Here is a 13,465-nt window from a genome sequence, read left to right on the forward strand (position 1 = left end):
CTTGGTCTTAATAAAAGCCAAGGTTTTATTATGATGACCAAATCAGTTTTGGTATTAAAATCAAGCGGCAGCTTGGGTCATTAAAAGCATAAAAGACCCAGCTTAAATCAGCGGAAGTGGCTTGATTTTTCGAGTTTTGCTTGATACATTAGTGGCTACTAATCGCATAAAAGGAAATGATTATGCCAGCACTTAGAAAAGATATTGACCCTGAAGGATTATTGGAATTTTCTGTTGTTTATACTGATCGTGCGCTTAACCATATGTCGGTGCAGTTCCAGCAGGTGATGAAGGATTTATCTTTTGAGTTAAAGTCACTGTTTCAAGCCGATGCACTTGCCATCATGCCAGGTTCTGGCACGGCAGGGATGGAAGCAGTTGCACGAGCTTTGGCGACTGATCAAGATGCTGTCATTATCAGAAATGGCTGGTTTAGCTATCGCTGGACGCAGATATTAGAAGCGATTGGTGTTGCCAAATCTAGCCATGTGTTTAAGGCATGTCTTCAAGAAGGCAAGAACGGTCAGTTTGTACCTGCTGATATTAATGAGGTGACCGCCTATATCAAAGAGCATCGGCCGGGCGTTGTGTTCGCCCCTCATGTTGAAACTGCCTCTGGCATGATGCTGTCAGATGATTATATTCGTGCACTTGCTGAGGCTGTGCATTTGGTCGGTGGCCTACTTGTCATTGATTGTATTGCTTCTGGATGTATTTGGCTGGATATGAAAGCGCTTGGTATCGACGTGCTTTTATCAGCACCTCAAAAGGGGTTGTCAAGCACACCATGTGCTGGCTTGGTGATGCTGTCACAGGCCGCCAAAGAAGCTGTATTATCAAGCACGCCGTCAAGCTTTTCTTTGGATTTAAAAGCTTGGTTAAATATCATGATGGCTTATGAAAATGGTGGTCATGCGTATCATGCCACCATGCCAACCGATGGTCTAAAGCAGCTGCGGGATACTTTGCTTGAGGCAAAGCAGATTGGCTACGATAACCTAAAACAAGCCCAAATCAAGCTTGGTCAAGAGATTTTGGCAACACTTCATAAAAAAGGCGTCCACAGTGTCGCCGATCCATCAGCTCAAGCGTATGGCGTGATTGTTTGCCATGCTTTAAGTGATGAGATTCACAAAGGTGCCGCCTTTGCCAAGGCAGGTGTCCAAATCGCTGCTGGCACACCGCTTCAGGTTGGTGAGCCAAGCGATTATAAGAGTTTTCGTATCGGTTTGTTTGGGCTTGATAAATTGACCGATATTGAAGGTACGATTGAACGATTTAAGCGTGCAGTCGATCAAGTGTTCGTTTAATCCAAAAACAAAAATAGGCGATGTGCTTAATGCCTAGCCTATTTTTATTTTGGTAATTTGGAGAATGATGTTAAATGAGATTGACTGATACTTTAAAATTATCATATTAAGGAAATAAGATGGCTTTGAATTTGGTAGCTTATGAAGACAACCTAACTGTTGTCAAAGATTTTGAACCTGCGTTATTATGGCATTGGTTTAGTCGTATCAGTGCGACACCGCATCCAAGTTTTCATGAAGAAGCTTTGGCGACGGATATCATCGAGTGGGCGATAGCACATGGGCTGGCTGCTCGCCGAGATGGCATTGGTAATGTGATTATTAAAAAGCCAGCGACCAAAGGCTATGAAAATCATGAGCCAATCGCCCTACAGGCACACTTAGATATGGTACCCCAAGCGAATGAAGGGGTATTGCATGACTTTGCCACAGATCCGATTCGTCTGCGTCTTCGTCCTGATGATAATGCATGGCTGATGGCGACAGGCACAACTTTGGGGGCGGATAATGGCATTGGCATGGCAAGCTGCCTTGCGGTGCTTGAAGATGATTCGCTGGTGCATCCTGAGCTTGAGGTGCTACTGACGATGACTGAAGAGACAGGCATGGTTGGGGTAGTTGGTCTAAAAGCCAATGAGCTGGCTTCAAAAATCATGGTCAATACTGATACCGAAGAAATCGGTGAGGTGTATATTGGCTGTGCTGGTGGTATTGATGCAGATCTAAGCTTGCCACTGATGTGGCAAAAAAATCCCTTTGATGCGACACTAAGCCTAACCATTAAAGGGCTGCGTGGTGGGCATTCAGGACTGGATATTGATAAAAATCGTGGCAATGCCATTAAGTTGATGGCAAGAGTGCTGGTTAAGCTTTTGGGTCAGTTCGATGGACAATTTGCCATCAGTCACATCAAAGGTGGCACGCTAAGAAATGCCATTCCACGAGAAGCTCAAGTCGTTATCAGTTGCCAACAGTCATCTTTATCCGCACTGATAGATACCATCAATGACGCCACTGCTCAAATCTTTGATGAGCTAAAGCAGGCTGAGCCAAACTTGATAGCCGTTATCGATACCACTAAGCTTAAGCCTAAAGACAATGTGCTAACTTGGGCGTCATCTTGTCAAGCCATCCATCTGATCAATGCACTGCCTAGCGGTGTGGTGCGTCAAAGCGATATCGCCAAAGACACTGTGGAGACTTCATTATCCTTTGGACAGCTTAAGATGGATGATGATGTACTTAAATGCGTGCTGCTTATCCGCTCTTTGGTTGATTCAGGTAAAGAGGCGGTTTGTGATACGCTGTCAAGTATTGCCCATCTATCAGGTGCACAGATTACTTTTGCTGGCGACTATGTGGGCTGGAATCCAGATACCGATTCTGTAATTACGCCGATCACAACACAGCTTTATAGCCAGATTTTGGGTCACGAGCCTGATATTAAGGTTATCCATGCAGGGCTTGAGTGTGGCTTGATTAAGCAAAGCCATCCTGATATGGACATTGTCTCAATTGGTCCTACCATCAAAAATGCCCACTCACCTGATGAAATGGTGCATATTGGGTCGGTGGCGGTATATTGGCGACTTTTGACCGAGATTTTGGCGAATGCACCACTTAAACGCTAAACCATCATTTGCCATTTCATAAAACCATCTGCTTACTCTTAAGCAGATGGTTTTATTTTAGTGATTGGGTGAATTCAGTATCATTTATAAGGTATCATTCATAAATACAATCATTTTAGCCCAGCTTTCTTTGGCAGCTTGGGAATGATAGCCCAAGTCAATACCATTATCACGAGCTCGTTCATCAGCATGTGGATTGCTAAAGCCGTGTTTGGCACCGTCATAGATATCAACTTGGTATTGAACATCAGCAGCTTCAAGTTCTTTTTTTAGATCATCGATTGCTTGCATTGAGACCATGGAATCCTCTGCACCATGTGCAACCAAGACTTTGGCGATAAACTTTTGTTTGGTGGCAGGTGTGATGGCGGCAGGATTACCATGAAATGTTGCGACAGCTTTGAGCGGTGTACCAAGGCGTGCCATATCCAGAGCAATTTTACCACCAAAACAAAATCCTGCGATACCGATACGCTCTTTGTCTACTTCGGGTAAATTGGCCACATCTTGGTAAATGGCTTGACAGCGGTTCATAAGTTCATCAGAATACTCAAGCATCTGAGACATCCATTCATTGGCTTGATGAGCGTCTGTTGTCATCTTACCCTCACCATAAACATCCATTGCCACTGCCACAAATCCCTCAGCGGCCAAACGTTCGGCGACTGTTTTTGGGTGATCGGCAACACCCCACCATTCAGGAGCAACCAAAATTGCCCGTGCCTTGCCTGTCTCGGTGGTATCATTTGGCAGGGCAATGTGGCTAAGTAGTGGTGTGCCATCAGGTGCGGTGGTGGTGAGTGTACGATTCGTTATTGTCATAAAATTATCCTTTTGGGTTGGATGATATCAATGAAATACCCTACGGTTGTATGGAATTTTATCCATTGTACCACGGTATTGGTCTTTTTAAATTAACAAGCAGTTTCTAGCAAGTCAAGGTTTTTATGCCTATTTTTTCAGATTTTAAGGTACAATAAAGCTGATTGTTAACAATATGGTATTGTCATGATTTATGATGAATTGCGACCAAAATTTTGGGAAAATTATCCCTTAGATGCGTTAACAGATGCTGAATGGGAAGCATTATGTGACGGATGTGGCGCGTGTTGTTTGGTGAAATTTCTTGATGATGACAATGTTAAATTGACCGAATATACCGATGTTGCCTGCCAGCTATTGGATTGCTCAACAGGATTTTGCCAAAACTATGCCAAGCGTCAAACGATTGTGCCAGATTGTATTCGCTTAACACCTGATATGTTGCCTGATATGTTGTGGTTGCCACGCCATTGTGCTTATAAGCGGTTGTATCTTGGGCAAAATCTGCCAGCATGGCACAGGCTCATTAAACATAGCCAAAACCATGGTGCAGGATTTGCGAAAGTTTCAACTGCTGGGCGATGTGTGAGTGAGCTTGGTATGAGTGATGAAGACATAGAAAGGCGAGTGGTGAAATGGGTTAAACCTTGACATGATTGAAAGAAAATAAAAATTGGCAAATTTGATAAAATGGGTGTATGTGTGTGATTTTATCAAAAGCACTTGAATAAAACCGAGTGATACGCTAAATTGTAGCAAACCAATCAATTCATCATAATTTTAATGAACACGAGGTTAAATTATACTGTCTATGTCTGATGACAATTCAAGCACTTGGTCGATGCGTGGTCTTAGGCGTTGGTTATCCACCGCACCTGAAACTCGAGATGATTTATTAAAGCTGGTTCAAGACTCTCGCCAGTTTTTAGAGCCTGATACGGTTGATATGCTTGAAGGGGTGCTTGATCTGCCAGCAACCCAAGTGCGTGAGATTATGACACCACGCCCGCAGGTGCATGCGATTGCCAGCGATGATGATTTATCTGATATTTTATCGGTGGTGCTTGAAACAGAGCATTCTCGCTATCCTGTTTTTGACAGTTTAGATGATGATGCTGTGGTTGGGATTTTGCTGATTAAGGACTTAATACCATACCTAAAAGCCAAAGCTGACGGTAAAGAGCAGCCGCTCAAATTGGCTGATATTGTACGAAAGCCGTTGTATATTAGCGAGACGGCACGCTCAGATACACTGCTACGCTCACTTCAAAAAGCCCAAGTGCATATGGCGATTGTTGTTGATGAATTTGGCTCGGTCTCTGGTGTGGTGACAATGGAGGATTTGCTTGAGGAGATTGTCGGTGATATTGTTGATGAACATGATGATATTGACGAGGACAGCGACATTAATAACATCATTCCACACCCTGATAAATCAGGCGTTTGGTTGGTGCAAGCTTCCACACTCATCAGTGATTGTAACGAGATTTTAGGCAGTCATTTTGATGATACAGATGTTGATACAATGGGCGGTTTGGTCATGCAAGCATTGGGCTTTGTTAGCCATCTTCAAGGTGCGGTTGTTCAAATCGATGAATGGCAAATTACTGTGGTTGATGTTGAGGCACGATTTATTCATCTGTTGGAGCTTGTGCTGATACCACAGCTTGAGAATGCTGAATAAACAAAAACCGAATTGATAATTTCATTCGGTTTTTGTTGTGACTTGGTAGGTGTGATAAAGCCTATGTTAAAGCTAGTTGCGGCCAATGTCTTCTTGTAAGGCCTTGGGCAGGGGTAGAATTTCAACTGTCGTTAAATCCTCAGGGCGGGCGATTACCAAAGCCTCAAAACCTGTATCGGTTGCGAGTGCATTAACGATACTCATACGCCCCATATCACCGCCAGTAGGTGGGATAGCACCCACCCCCAAGATGCGGTGTAGATAGGCCTTTGGGCGAGCCTTAAAATATAGCCGTGCAATAATCTCTTGTCCCAAATAACATCCTTTATCATAAGCCACACCCCCTTTTTGGTGTAGGCGCAGCTCTTGGGGTTGATACATCTCACTGGTTTTGGCAGTCAGCCAATAATTACCTGTTTTGATGCTTAATTGCTCCCAAAGCTTGGTATCGGTTTGCTGGGTTTTATTAAAAGTGGGTATGTCATCGATCACATCAGGGTAAACGGGGTTGGCTGATGATAGGGTAATTTTGGAAAATGCCCCATATTTTTTAATATGCATGATAAAATTATCTGCCATATCAGAACTCATAACAATATCAAAGCCTGCCAAAGTTCGTGCAATCCAAATCCCAAATTGTACACGCCCTTTTAGATTACAAATTGCTGTCGGTAAAAACTGCTCACCAATATCAGCGATATTAGCAGTAATTTGCCCTTGTAAGAATTTTTCACTGTCTGTACCAGTCATTTCAAAATAACAAAAATCAGTCATGGTTTGTCTCTTATTCAAAAGTTGTCATAATAAATATTGGGGCTATTCATCAAATTATAGGATAAATTTGATGGCAGATGTTAAATTTTTTGTACAAAATACCAGCCAACATAACACTTAAACCCCAAAATCGGTTACAATAAGCAGTTAAGTTTTTTATCAAAAATTAATTTAAGGTGAAATCATGAACTTACCTGACTGTCCGCAATGTCATGAATCTTATACCTATGCTGATGGTATGCTGTTGATTTGCCCAATGTGTACTCACGAATGGCAAGAGGGTGGCGAGACCGAGGCACTGCCTATCATCAAAGATGCTGTCGGCAATATCCTAAATGACGGCGATGCGGTCACGGTGGTTAAAGATTTAAAAGTGAAAGGTTCAAGCACACCAATCAAAGTTGGCACAAAAGTTAAATCCATTCGTTTGATTTATGATGCACCAGATGACCATGACATTGATTGTAAGATTGATGGTTTTGGTGCGATGAAACTTAAATCTTCGGTTGTCAAAAAAGCCTGATTCTCTCAACTTTAGTTCATTTATCATAAGGACGCAGTCATGACACATATCCGCCCAGCCAATGAAAAATTGTTTAATGATGCCAAACGCCATATTGCAGGCGGTGTAAATTCACCTGTGCGTGCATTTGCTGGTGTAGGGGGTGTGCCAGTATTTGTCCAGCGTGCAAAGGGTGCGTATATTTATGATACCGAAAATAACGCCTATATTGACTATGTTGGTTCATGGGGTCCGATGATTTTGGGTCATGCACATGATCAAGTCATCGATGCGGTGAAGGCTGCTGCTGAAGATGGCTTGTCTTTTGGAGCACCGACCCCATCTGAAACAACCATGGCGGATTTGATTTGTCAAATCATCCCAAGTGTTGATTTATTGCGTATGACAAGCTCAGGCACAGAAGCTACCATGAGTGCGATTCGACTCGCTCGTGGCTATACAGGTCGTGATAAAATTGTCAAATTTGAAGGCTGTTATCATGGGCATTCAGACAGCCTGCTCGTCAAGGCAGGTTCGGGGATGCTAGATATCGGTGAACCGACATCCAAAGGTGTACCGATTGATTTTGCCAAGCATACTGTCACTTTACCCTATAATGATATCGAGGCATTGACAGCATGTTTTCATGAATTTGGTCATGAGCTTGCGTGCGTGATTTTAGAGCCAATCGCAGGCAATATGAACATGATCATTCCAACCCAAGCATTTCATCAAACCTTGCGTCAATTATGTACCGAGTACGGTGTGGTGCTGATTTTTGATGAGGTGATGACAGGATTTCGTGTCGGTCTTGGCGGTGCTCAAGTGCATTTTGGCATTACGCCTGATTTGACAACCTTTGGCAAGATTATTGGTGCAGGATTACCTGTTGGTGCATTTGGCGGTAAGCGTGAAATTATGGAATGCATTGCACCACTTGGGGGCGTGTACCAAGCAGGCACACTGTCAGGCAATCCTTTGGCAATGCGTGCTGGCAAAGCGATGTTTGATGAGCTGATGGTTGATGGATTTTATGAGACGCTTGGTCAAAAAACCACATATTTGATTGATGGCTTAAAAGCCGCGGCAGCCAAGCATCAAGTAGCTTTTCAGGCATGTTCGGTAGGCGGTATGTTTGGTATGTTCTTTTCAGACAGTTTGCCTAAGAATTTTAATGATGTGGCAAATCTTTGCGATGCCCAAAAATTTGCCAAGTTTTTTCATGGTATGTTGGATTTGGGTGTGTATCTTGCACCGTCGGCATTTGAAGCGGCATTTATGAGTGCGGCACATACTTATGAAGATTTGGATAAAACCATCCAAGCAGCAGAGCAAGTCTTTTTACAGCTATCACAAGCGTCATGAGCGGTATCTTACCCTCAATCGTTAGCGGTATTTTAATAAGGTATGCCCATCTTTTGTATTTGCAATAAAAATCAGTTTGGCTATTTTTATGTATAAGTCATTATTTTATTTTTATCAATTTTTAAAATGAAAATGATGTTATAAAGGATAGGCACATCTTAGATAAATTGGTCAAAATTCACACAAACATTGGTGGGGTATGCAGATGAATTTTATTGTTAAATGGTAAAAAGTCATCTAATCGCACTGCCCATTTACCCATTAGAATGGATTATTTATCTATTCTTGACGGAATATTTAGTATGCTTACAAAAATTATCAGTACAGTCATTGGTACAAAAAACGACCGTGAATTAAAGCGTATGCGTAAAATTGTTACCAAAATAAACAGTTATGAATCAAGCATTCAATCGTTATCTGATGATGAATTACGCCAAAAAACCGAAGAGTTTAAGCTGCGTCATCAAGCAGGCGAAAGCCTAGATAAACTCTTGCCTGAGGCGTTTGCTGTTTGTCGTGAGGCGTCTAAGCGTGTCAATGGCATGCGTCATTATGATGTGCAGTTGATTGGTGGCATGGCATTGCACGAAGGTAAAATCGCTGAGATGAAAACAGGCGAGGGTAAGACCTTGATGGCGACCTTGGCCATTTATCTAAATGCCATCAGTGGCAAAGGGGTTCATGTTGTCACAGTGAATGACTATTTGGCAAACCGTGATGCACAACTAAATCGCCCGTTGTTTGATTTTTTGGGTTTGACAGTTGGTGTGATTTATAGCCAACAAGCCCCCCAAGAAAAATTTGCCGCCTATCGAGCTGATATTACTTATGGCACCAATAACGAATACGGTTTTGATTATCTGCGTGATAATATGGTGTTTAGCCTAAGTGAAAAAAAACAAAGACCATTAAACTATTGTATTATTGATGAAATTGACTCCATTTTAATTGATGAAGCTCGTACTCCGCTCATCATTTCAGGCCAAGCCGAAGACTCAGCACATCTGTATGCTTTGATTGACAATATCGTTGAGCGATTGGTGCGTTCCAAAGATGAAGAAGATAATAAAAATAATACTGATGGCGACTTTTGGATTGATGAAAAAAACCGTACGATTGAGATTAGCGAAAAAGGCTATGAAAAAATCGAAAGCTTTTTGGCGGAAGTCGGTGAGCTTGGCGAAAATGAAAGCCTATACAGCCCAGCACGATTACCATTATTAGCACATGCACAAGCAGCGATACGCGCACATCATTTATTTGTCAAAAATATTCATTATATCGTTCAAGATGGTGAGGTGATCATTGTTGATGAAAATACAGGTCGTACCATGCCAGGTCGACGATGGTCAGATGGTTTACATCAAGCGGTTGAAGCCAAAGAAGGGGTAGAGATTCAGGCAGAAAACCAAACGATGGCAACCACCACTTTCCAAAATTATTTCCGTCTGTATGATAAATTATCAGGCATGACAGGAACGGCAGATACTGAAGCTGCTGAACTTAAGTCAACCTATGATTTAGATGTGGTCATCATTCCGACACATCGACCGATTGCACGGATTGATATGGATGACCAGATTTTTTTGACCAAGCTTGGCAAATATAAAGGCATCATTCGTGAGATTAAACAAATCACCGAAAAAGGTGCGCCTGTTTTGGTGGGTACTGCGACCATTGAGGCTTCTGAGGAGCTGTCTTATTTATTAAATCAAGAAGGTATTGCTCATAATGTCTTAAATGCCAAGCAGCACGAGCGTGAGGCAGATATTATCGCACAAGCAGGTCGTCCTCGTGCGGTGACCATTGCAACCAACATGGCAGGCCGTGGTACAGATATCATTTTGGGTGGTAATTGGCAGGCTGAGCTTGAAACACATGAAGTCATCACCGATGAGATGCGTCGTGAGGCACTCACAGCTTGGCAGGCACGCCATGATGAGGTGTTGGCAGCAGGTGGCTTACATATCATTGGTTCTGAGCGTCATGAATCACGCCGTATTGATAATCAGCTGCGTGGACGGGCAGGGCGACAGGGCGACCCTGGGCAATCACGATTCTTTTTATCGCTTGAAGATGATTTGATGCGTATTTTTGCAGGCGATCGTATTACCAGTATGTTTCGTGCAGTGGGCTTAAAAGAAGATGAAGCCATTGAGCATAAGATGGTTTCTCGTGCAATTGAAAACGCTCAAGGCAAGGTTGAAGCTCGAGATTTTGATGCCCGTAAAAGCTTGCTTAAGTATGATGACATTGCCAATGAACAACGCAAGGTCATCTATTCACAACGAGATGATTTATTGGCAGAGATGGATTTGCAAGCAGGTATTCAGGCGATGCACCATGAAGTATATCACGCCTTAATCAATCAATTTGTTCCGCCTGGCTCTATCGATGACCAATGGAATATTGATGGGTTAGAAGATGAAATCGAAGAGGCGTTTCGTTTTGATATGCCAATTAATGATTGGCTTGATGCTGATCGTCGTTTGGATGAAGAGGGTCTTCGTGCCAAAATCATCGAAACTGCCATTGAGCGTTACCAGACTCGTCGTGAGCAAATGGGCGAACAAACAGCCGCCCAGCTTGAACGCCATTTTATGCTAACAAGCCTAGATAGGCATTGGAAAGAGCATTTAACCCAAATGGATCAGCTCAGAAAAGGCATTCATCTGCGTAGCTATGCCCAAAAAAATCCAGAACAAGAATATAAGCGTGAATCATTTGAGCTATTTCAATCGATGCTTGGTGCGATTAAGTCAGATTTGATTCAAGATTTGGCGCGTGTACATGTGCCAACGCCTGAAGAGCTTGCCGCCTTAGAAGAACAGCGTCGCCAGCAGGCCGAACAAATGCGTATGATGTTTGAGCAGCAGCAGGCACAGCTTGACGATGCTCAAAGTTTGGATAATCGCCCTGCTGAAGAAACACCACGCCCATTGGGTCGTATGACAGTGACTTTAGGCACTACTTCTGTGGCACATAAAGCGGCTGATACAACAACGGATGAGGCATTGGTGATTCCCAAAAATACCCATCGTAATGCACCTTGCCCTTGCGGTTCTGGTCTGAAATATAAACAATGCCATGGCAAACTAAGCTAGTTGTTATCGGCGGTGATAAATTTTGGTTGTTGGGCATTTGGGTATATCGCTAAGATTAGAGCTTTATAAAAAACTGTGCTATACTAAGCTAATTGTAAACCACTCTCATTTAAAGGATGTATTGCTTCCTGAGTTTGGCTATTGACTTAACCAGTGAGGGAATAACCCCATGAAAAAACTCATTTGGCAAGCGTTAGCATTGTCAGCTATGATTGTACTGTCTGCTTGTGCCCAAAAAACCAAAGAGGCAACCGCCAAGCCTGTTGAAGAAAAAGAAGTGCCTATGTCGGCTGAACCTGCCGAGCCAATGATCGTTGTACCGAGCGATTCGTCTTCATCGATTGAGCAGGTAGTACCTGAAGCATTTGCTGAAGGCGATAGCACCCAAATCGCTGAAGTGATAGAGATTGATGAGACCGCCAAAACTGCCACTCAGGATGCCGAAGTCCAAGAAGGGCAATAACAAGCTCTTAACATGGCTAAATGACCTAACTATTTTAATCACCCAGCCCAATGTATCATGGGCGTGAGGTGATTTAATTTCATTAACAGACCCGCTCACTTCTCACACTTTTACTATGAAATCTTAGCTTGTCATATGCGAACCGCTACCAATTCTATCCGACCCAAGACCACCACTCGCCAGTTGCCATTACCGATATCGGTGATGGCGGCTTTGTCTGCTGGTGCAATGTTTAGTTTGGCACTTGCGCCTTATTTTATTATCCCCATTGCAGTTCTCTCACCAATGCTGTTGTATGCACTGTTAAAAAAGTGCGATAGCCCTAAGCGGGCCTTTTGGTTGGGTGAGTTCTACGGATTTGGGACTTGGGTGGTTGGTACATTTTGGCTATATCACTCCATTCACTACTATGGCGGCGTACCAAGTTGGGCTGCACTTGTATTAATTGGGGCAATGTCGCTGATTATGGGGCTGTTTCATGCCTTGATGGCATGGGCATTTGTTCGATTTAGTGCCAAACAGCCGATATCTTTTGCAGGATTTTGGATACTTCAAGAATGGCTAAAAACTTGGGTTTTATCAGGATTTCCTTGGCTTTTTGTGGGGTATGCATTTACAGATGTCAGTTGGCTAAATGGCATTGCACCGATTTTTGGGGTATTTGGCTTATCGTTTTTAGCGGTATTTATTGGGGCGGCTGTGATTGAGCTGTTTTATCGTAATATTGGGCATATTATGATTGGCGGTATTTTAACAACTGCTGTTGTCATGATTTCATTGATAGGGGTAAATTGGACAAAGCCAACAGGTAAACTGACTTCCGTTTCACTCATCCAAGGCAATATTCCACAAGACCTAAAATGGCAAGAGGGTTTTGGTATACAAACCTTGGGGATTTATGCAGGATTATCACAATCTGAATGGGGGCGTGATTTGGTGGTTTGGCCAGAGGCTGCCATTCCGCTATTTCAAGACGAAGCCAGCGACCACATCAATGCTCTAGCAAAACAGGCAAACGCTGATGGCAGTGCATGGATAACGGGCATTATGTATCGCAAGACACCAAGCGATGCCTCAAATCAGGCAGAATTTTATAACAGTGTGATGTTATACGATGCCAATCAAGTATCAGTTTATAAAAAACAACAGCTTGTACCATTTGGTGAATATATACCATTTGGTGGTTTGTTGGATATTTTACCAGGGCTTGAGGGTGTCGCTAGCCTAAGCCGTGGCGATGATAAGCAACCACCGCTCAAATTGGGCGGCGGCGTGGGCGATACGATTGGTGCGGCAATTTGTTATGAGGTGGCATATCCTGAGACGACGCGTAAAAATGCACTTGGCAGTAATTTTTTATTAACCGTCTCAAACGATGCTTGGTTTGGTACAACAGCAGGTCCTTTGCAGCATTTACAAATGGTGCAAATGCGAAGCTTGGAGACGGGGCGATGGTTTGTGCGTGCAACAAACAACGGAGTGACTGCATTAATTGACCATCAAGGACGGATTATCAAGCAGATACCGCAGTTTCAGCGAGATATTTTGCGAGGTGATGTACCCAGTTATGTTGGACGCACGCCTTATATGGTTTGGGGGCATTATCCCATGTTGGGGTTTTCTTTGGTGCTGATTTTTCTTAGTATCATGGCAAAGAAAATGAAAAATACCACCGCCAAACGAGAAAAATTTTATACCGCTGATGGTGTGGTAGACCGCTGAATTGTGCCACTTTGGGCGTTAGAGCATGAGCAAGATTAGGCGTTGGGTGAGCTTTGGTTGTATCACTCATCAGCCTACCCGAAACCTG

General features: G+C 43.2%; 11 protein-coding genes. 9 read left to right on the forward strand and 2 right to left on the reverse strand.

All coding sequences use genetic code 11. The features are described 5' to 3' along the window. Positions 1 to 182: 182 nt before the first annotated feature. Both A4U55_RS01145 and A4U55_RS01150 read left to right on the forward strand, forming a co-directional pair. The gene (locus tag A4U55_RS01145) at positions 183 to 1,310 is read left to right on the forward strand and encodes an aminotransferase class V-fold PLP-dependent enzyme (protein WP_063453918.1); all 1,128 of its coding nucleotides are present in this window, start codon (positions 183 to 185) and stop codon (positions 1,308 to 1,310) included. A gap of 119 nt (positions 1,311 to 1,429) precedes the next feature. Further along, a complete protein-coding gene (locus A4U55_RS01150; RefSeq protein ID WP_063453919.1) occupies positions 1,430 to 2,941 on the forward strand; it encodes an aminoacyl-histidine dipeptidase in 1,512 nt (503 codons plus the stop codon). 84 nt (positions 2,942 to 3,025) lie between these two features. Here A4U55_RS01150 and A4U55_RS01155 read toward each other — a convergent pair whose 3' ends face one another. Continuing rightward, the gene (locus A4U55_RS01155; protein WP_063453920.1) at positions 3,026 to 3,763 is read right to left on the reverse strand and encodes a dienelactone hydrolase family protein; all 738 of its coding nucleotides are present in this window, start codon (positions 3,761 to 3,763) and stop codon (positions 3,026 to 3,028) included. Between the two features lie 186 nt (positions 3,764 to 3,949). Between A4U55_RS01155 and A4U55_RS01160 the strand changes: the two genes are divergently transcribed. Both A4U55_RS01160 and A4U55_RS01165 read left to right on the forward strand, forming a co-directional pair. Continuing rightward, entirely contained in the window at positions 3,950 to 4,414 is a 465-nt protein-coding gene (locus tag A4U55_RS01160) for a YcgN family cysteine cluster protein (RefSeq protein ID WP_003656352.1), read from the forward strand. A gap of 160 nt (positions 4,415 to 4,574) precedes the next feature. Then, positions 4,575 to 5,447 (forward strand): HlyC/CorC family transporter, encoded by an 873-nt coding sequence (locus tag A4U55_RS01165; RefSeq protein ID WP_003665026.1) that lies wholly within the window; start codon positions 4,575 to 4,577, stop codon positions 5,445 to 5,447. 72 nt (positions 5,448 to 5,519) lie between these two features. Here the strand turns inward: A4U55_RS01165 and ygfZ are convergent, their stop codons facing one another. After that, positions 5,520 to 6,221, reverse strand: a complete 702-nt coding sequence (gene ygfZ / locus A4U55_RS01170; protein WP_063453921.1) for a CAF17-like 4Fe-4S cluster assembly/insertion protein YgfZ — start codon at positions 6,219 to 6,221, stop codon at positions 5,520 to 5,522. A gap of 184 nt (positions 6,222 to 6,405) precedes the next feature. Here ygfZ and A4U55_RS01175 point away from each other — a divergent pair, with 184 nt between their 5' ends. From A4U55_RS01175 to lnt, 5 genes are all read left to right on the forward strand, one after another. Next, on the forward strand, positions 6,406 to 6,744 hold the full coding sequence (locus A4U55_RS01175; RefSeq protein WP_003656357.1) for a zinc ribbon domain-containing protein YjdM: 339 nt from the start codon (positions 6,406 to 6,408) through the stop codon (positions 6,742 to 6,744). A gap of 39 nt (positions 6,745 to 6,783) precedes the next feature. Continuing rightward, positions 6,784 to 8,088 carry a glutamate-1-semialdehyde 2,1-aminomutase gene (gene hemL / locus A4U55_RS01180; protein WP_004463314.1) on the forward strand — a complete coding sequence of 435 codons (1,305 nt, stop codon included), beginning with the start codon at positions 6,784 to 6,786 and terminating at the stop codon, positions 8,086 to 8,088. Between the two features lie 302 nt (positions 8,089 to 8,390). Then, a complete protein-coding gene (secA, locus tag A4U55_RS01185) occupies positions 8,391 to 11,192 on the forward strand; it encodes a preprotein translocase subunit SecA (protein WP_063453922.1) in 2,802 nt (933 codons plus the stop codon). Positions 11,193 to 11,361: 169 nt separating this feature from the next. Further along, positions 11,362 to 11,655, forward strand: a complete 294-nt coding sequence (locus A4U55_RS01190) for a hypothetical protein (protein ID WP_063453923.1) — start codon at positions 11,362 to 11,364, stop codon at positions 11,653 to 11,655. 135 nt (positions 11,656 to 11,790) lie between these two features. Next, positions 11,791 to 13,377, forward strand: coding sequence for an apolipoprotein N-acyltransferase (gene lnt, locus A4U55_RS01195; protein ID WP_036331873.1), 1,587 nt, complete (start codon positions 11,791 to 11,793; stop codon positions 13,375 to 13,377). The last annotated feature ends 88 nt before the right edge of the window (positions 13,378 to 13,465 follow it).

The organism is Moraxella catarrhalis (assembly GCF_001632285.1).
GTDB classification, from domain to species: Bacteria; Pseudomonadota; Gammaproteobacteria; order Pseudomonadales; family Moraxellaceae; genus Moraxella; species Moraxella catarrhalis.

Bases quoted from the DNA above. Each gene is read 5' to 3' on its own strand.
- A4U55_RS01145 (WP_063453918.1), top strand. From the start codon at position 183: ATGCCAGCACTTAGAAAAGATATTGACCCTGAAGGATTATTGGAATTT.
- A4U55_RS01150 (WP_063453919.1), top strand. From the start codon at position 1,430: ATGGCTTTGAATTTGGTAGCTTATGAAGACAACCTAACTGTTGTCAAA.
- A4U55_RS01155 (WP_063453920.1), bottom strand. From the start codon at position 3,763: ATGACAATAACGAATCGTACACTCACCACCACCGCACCTGATGGCACA.
- A4U55_RS01160 (WP_003656352.1), top strand. From the start codon at position 3,950: ATGATTTATGATGAATTGCGACCAAAATTTTGGGAAAATTATCCCTTA.
- A4U55_RS01165 (WP_003665026.1), top strand. From the start codon at position 4,575: ATGTCTGATGACAATTCAAGCACTTGGTCGATGCGTGGTCTTAGGCGT.
- ygfZ (WP_063453921.1), bottom strand. From the start codon at position 6,221: ATGACTGATTTTTGTTATTTTGAAATGACTGGTACAGACAGTGAAAAA.
- A4U55_RS01175 (WP_003656357.1), top strand. From the start codon at position 6,406: ATGAACTTACCTGACTGTCCGCAATGTCATGAATCTTATACCTATGCT.
- hemL (WP_004463314.1), top strand. From the start codon at position 6,784: ATGACACATATCCGCCCAGCCAATGAAAAATTGTTTAATGATGCCAAA.
- secA (WP_063453922.1), top strand. From the start codon at position 8,391: ATGCTTACAAAAATTATCAGTACAGTCATTGGTACAAAAAACGACCGT.
- A4U55_RS01190 (WP_063453923.1), top strand. From the start codon at position 11,362: ATGAAAAAACTCATTTGGCAAGCGTTAGCATTGTCAGCTATGATTGTA.
- lnt (WP_036331873.1), top strand. From the start codon at position 11,791: ATGCGAACCGCTACCAATTCTATCCGACCCAAGACCACCACTCGCCAG.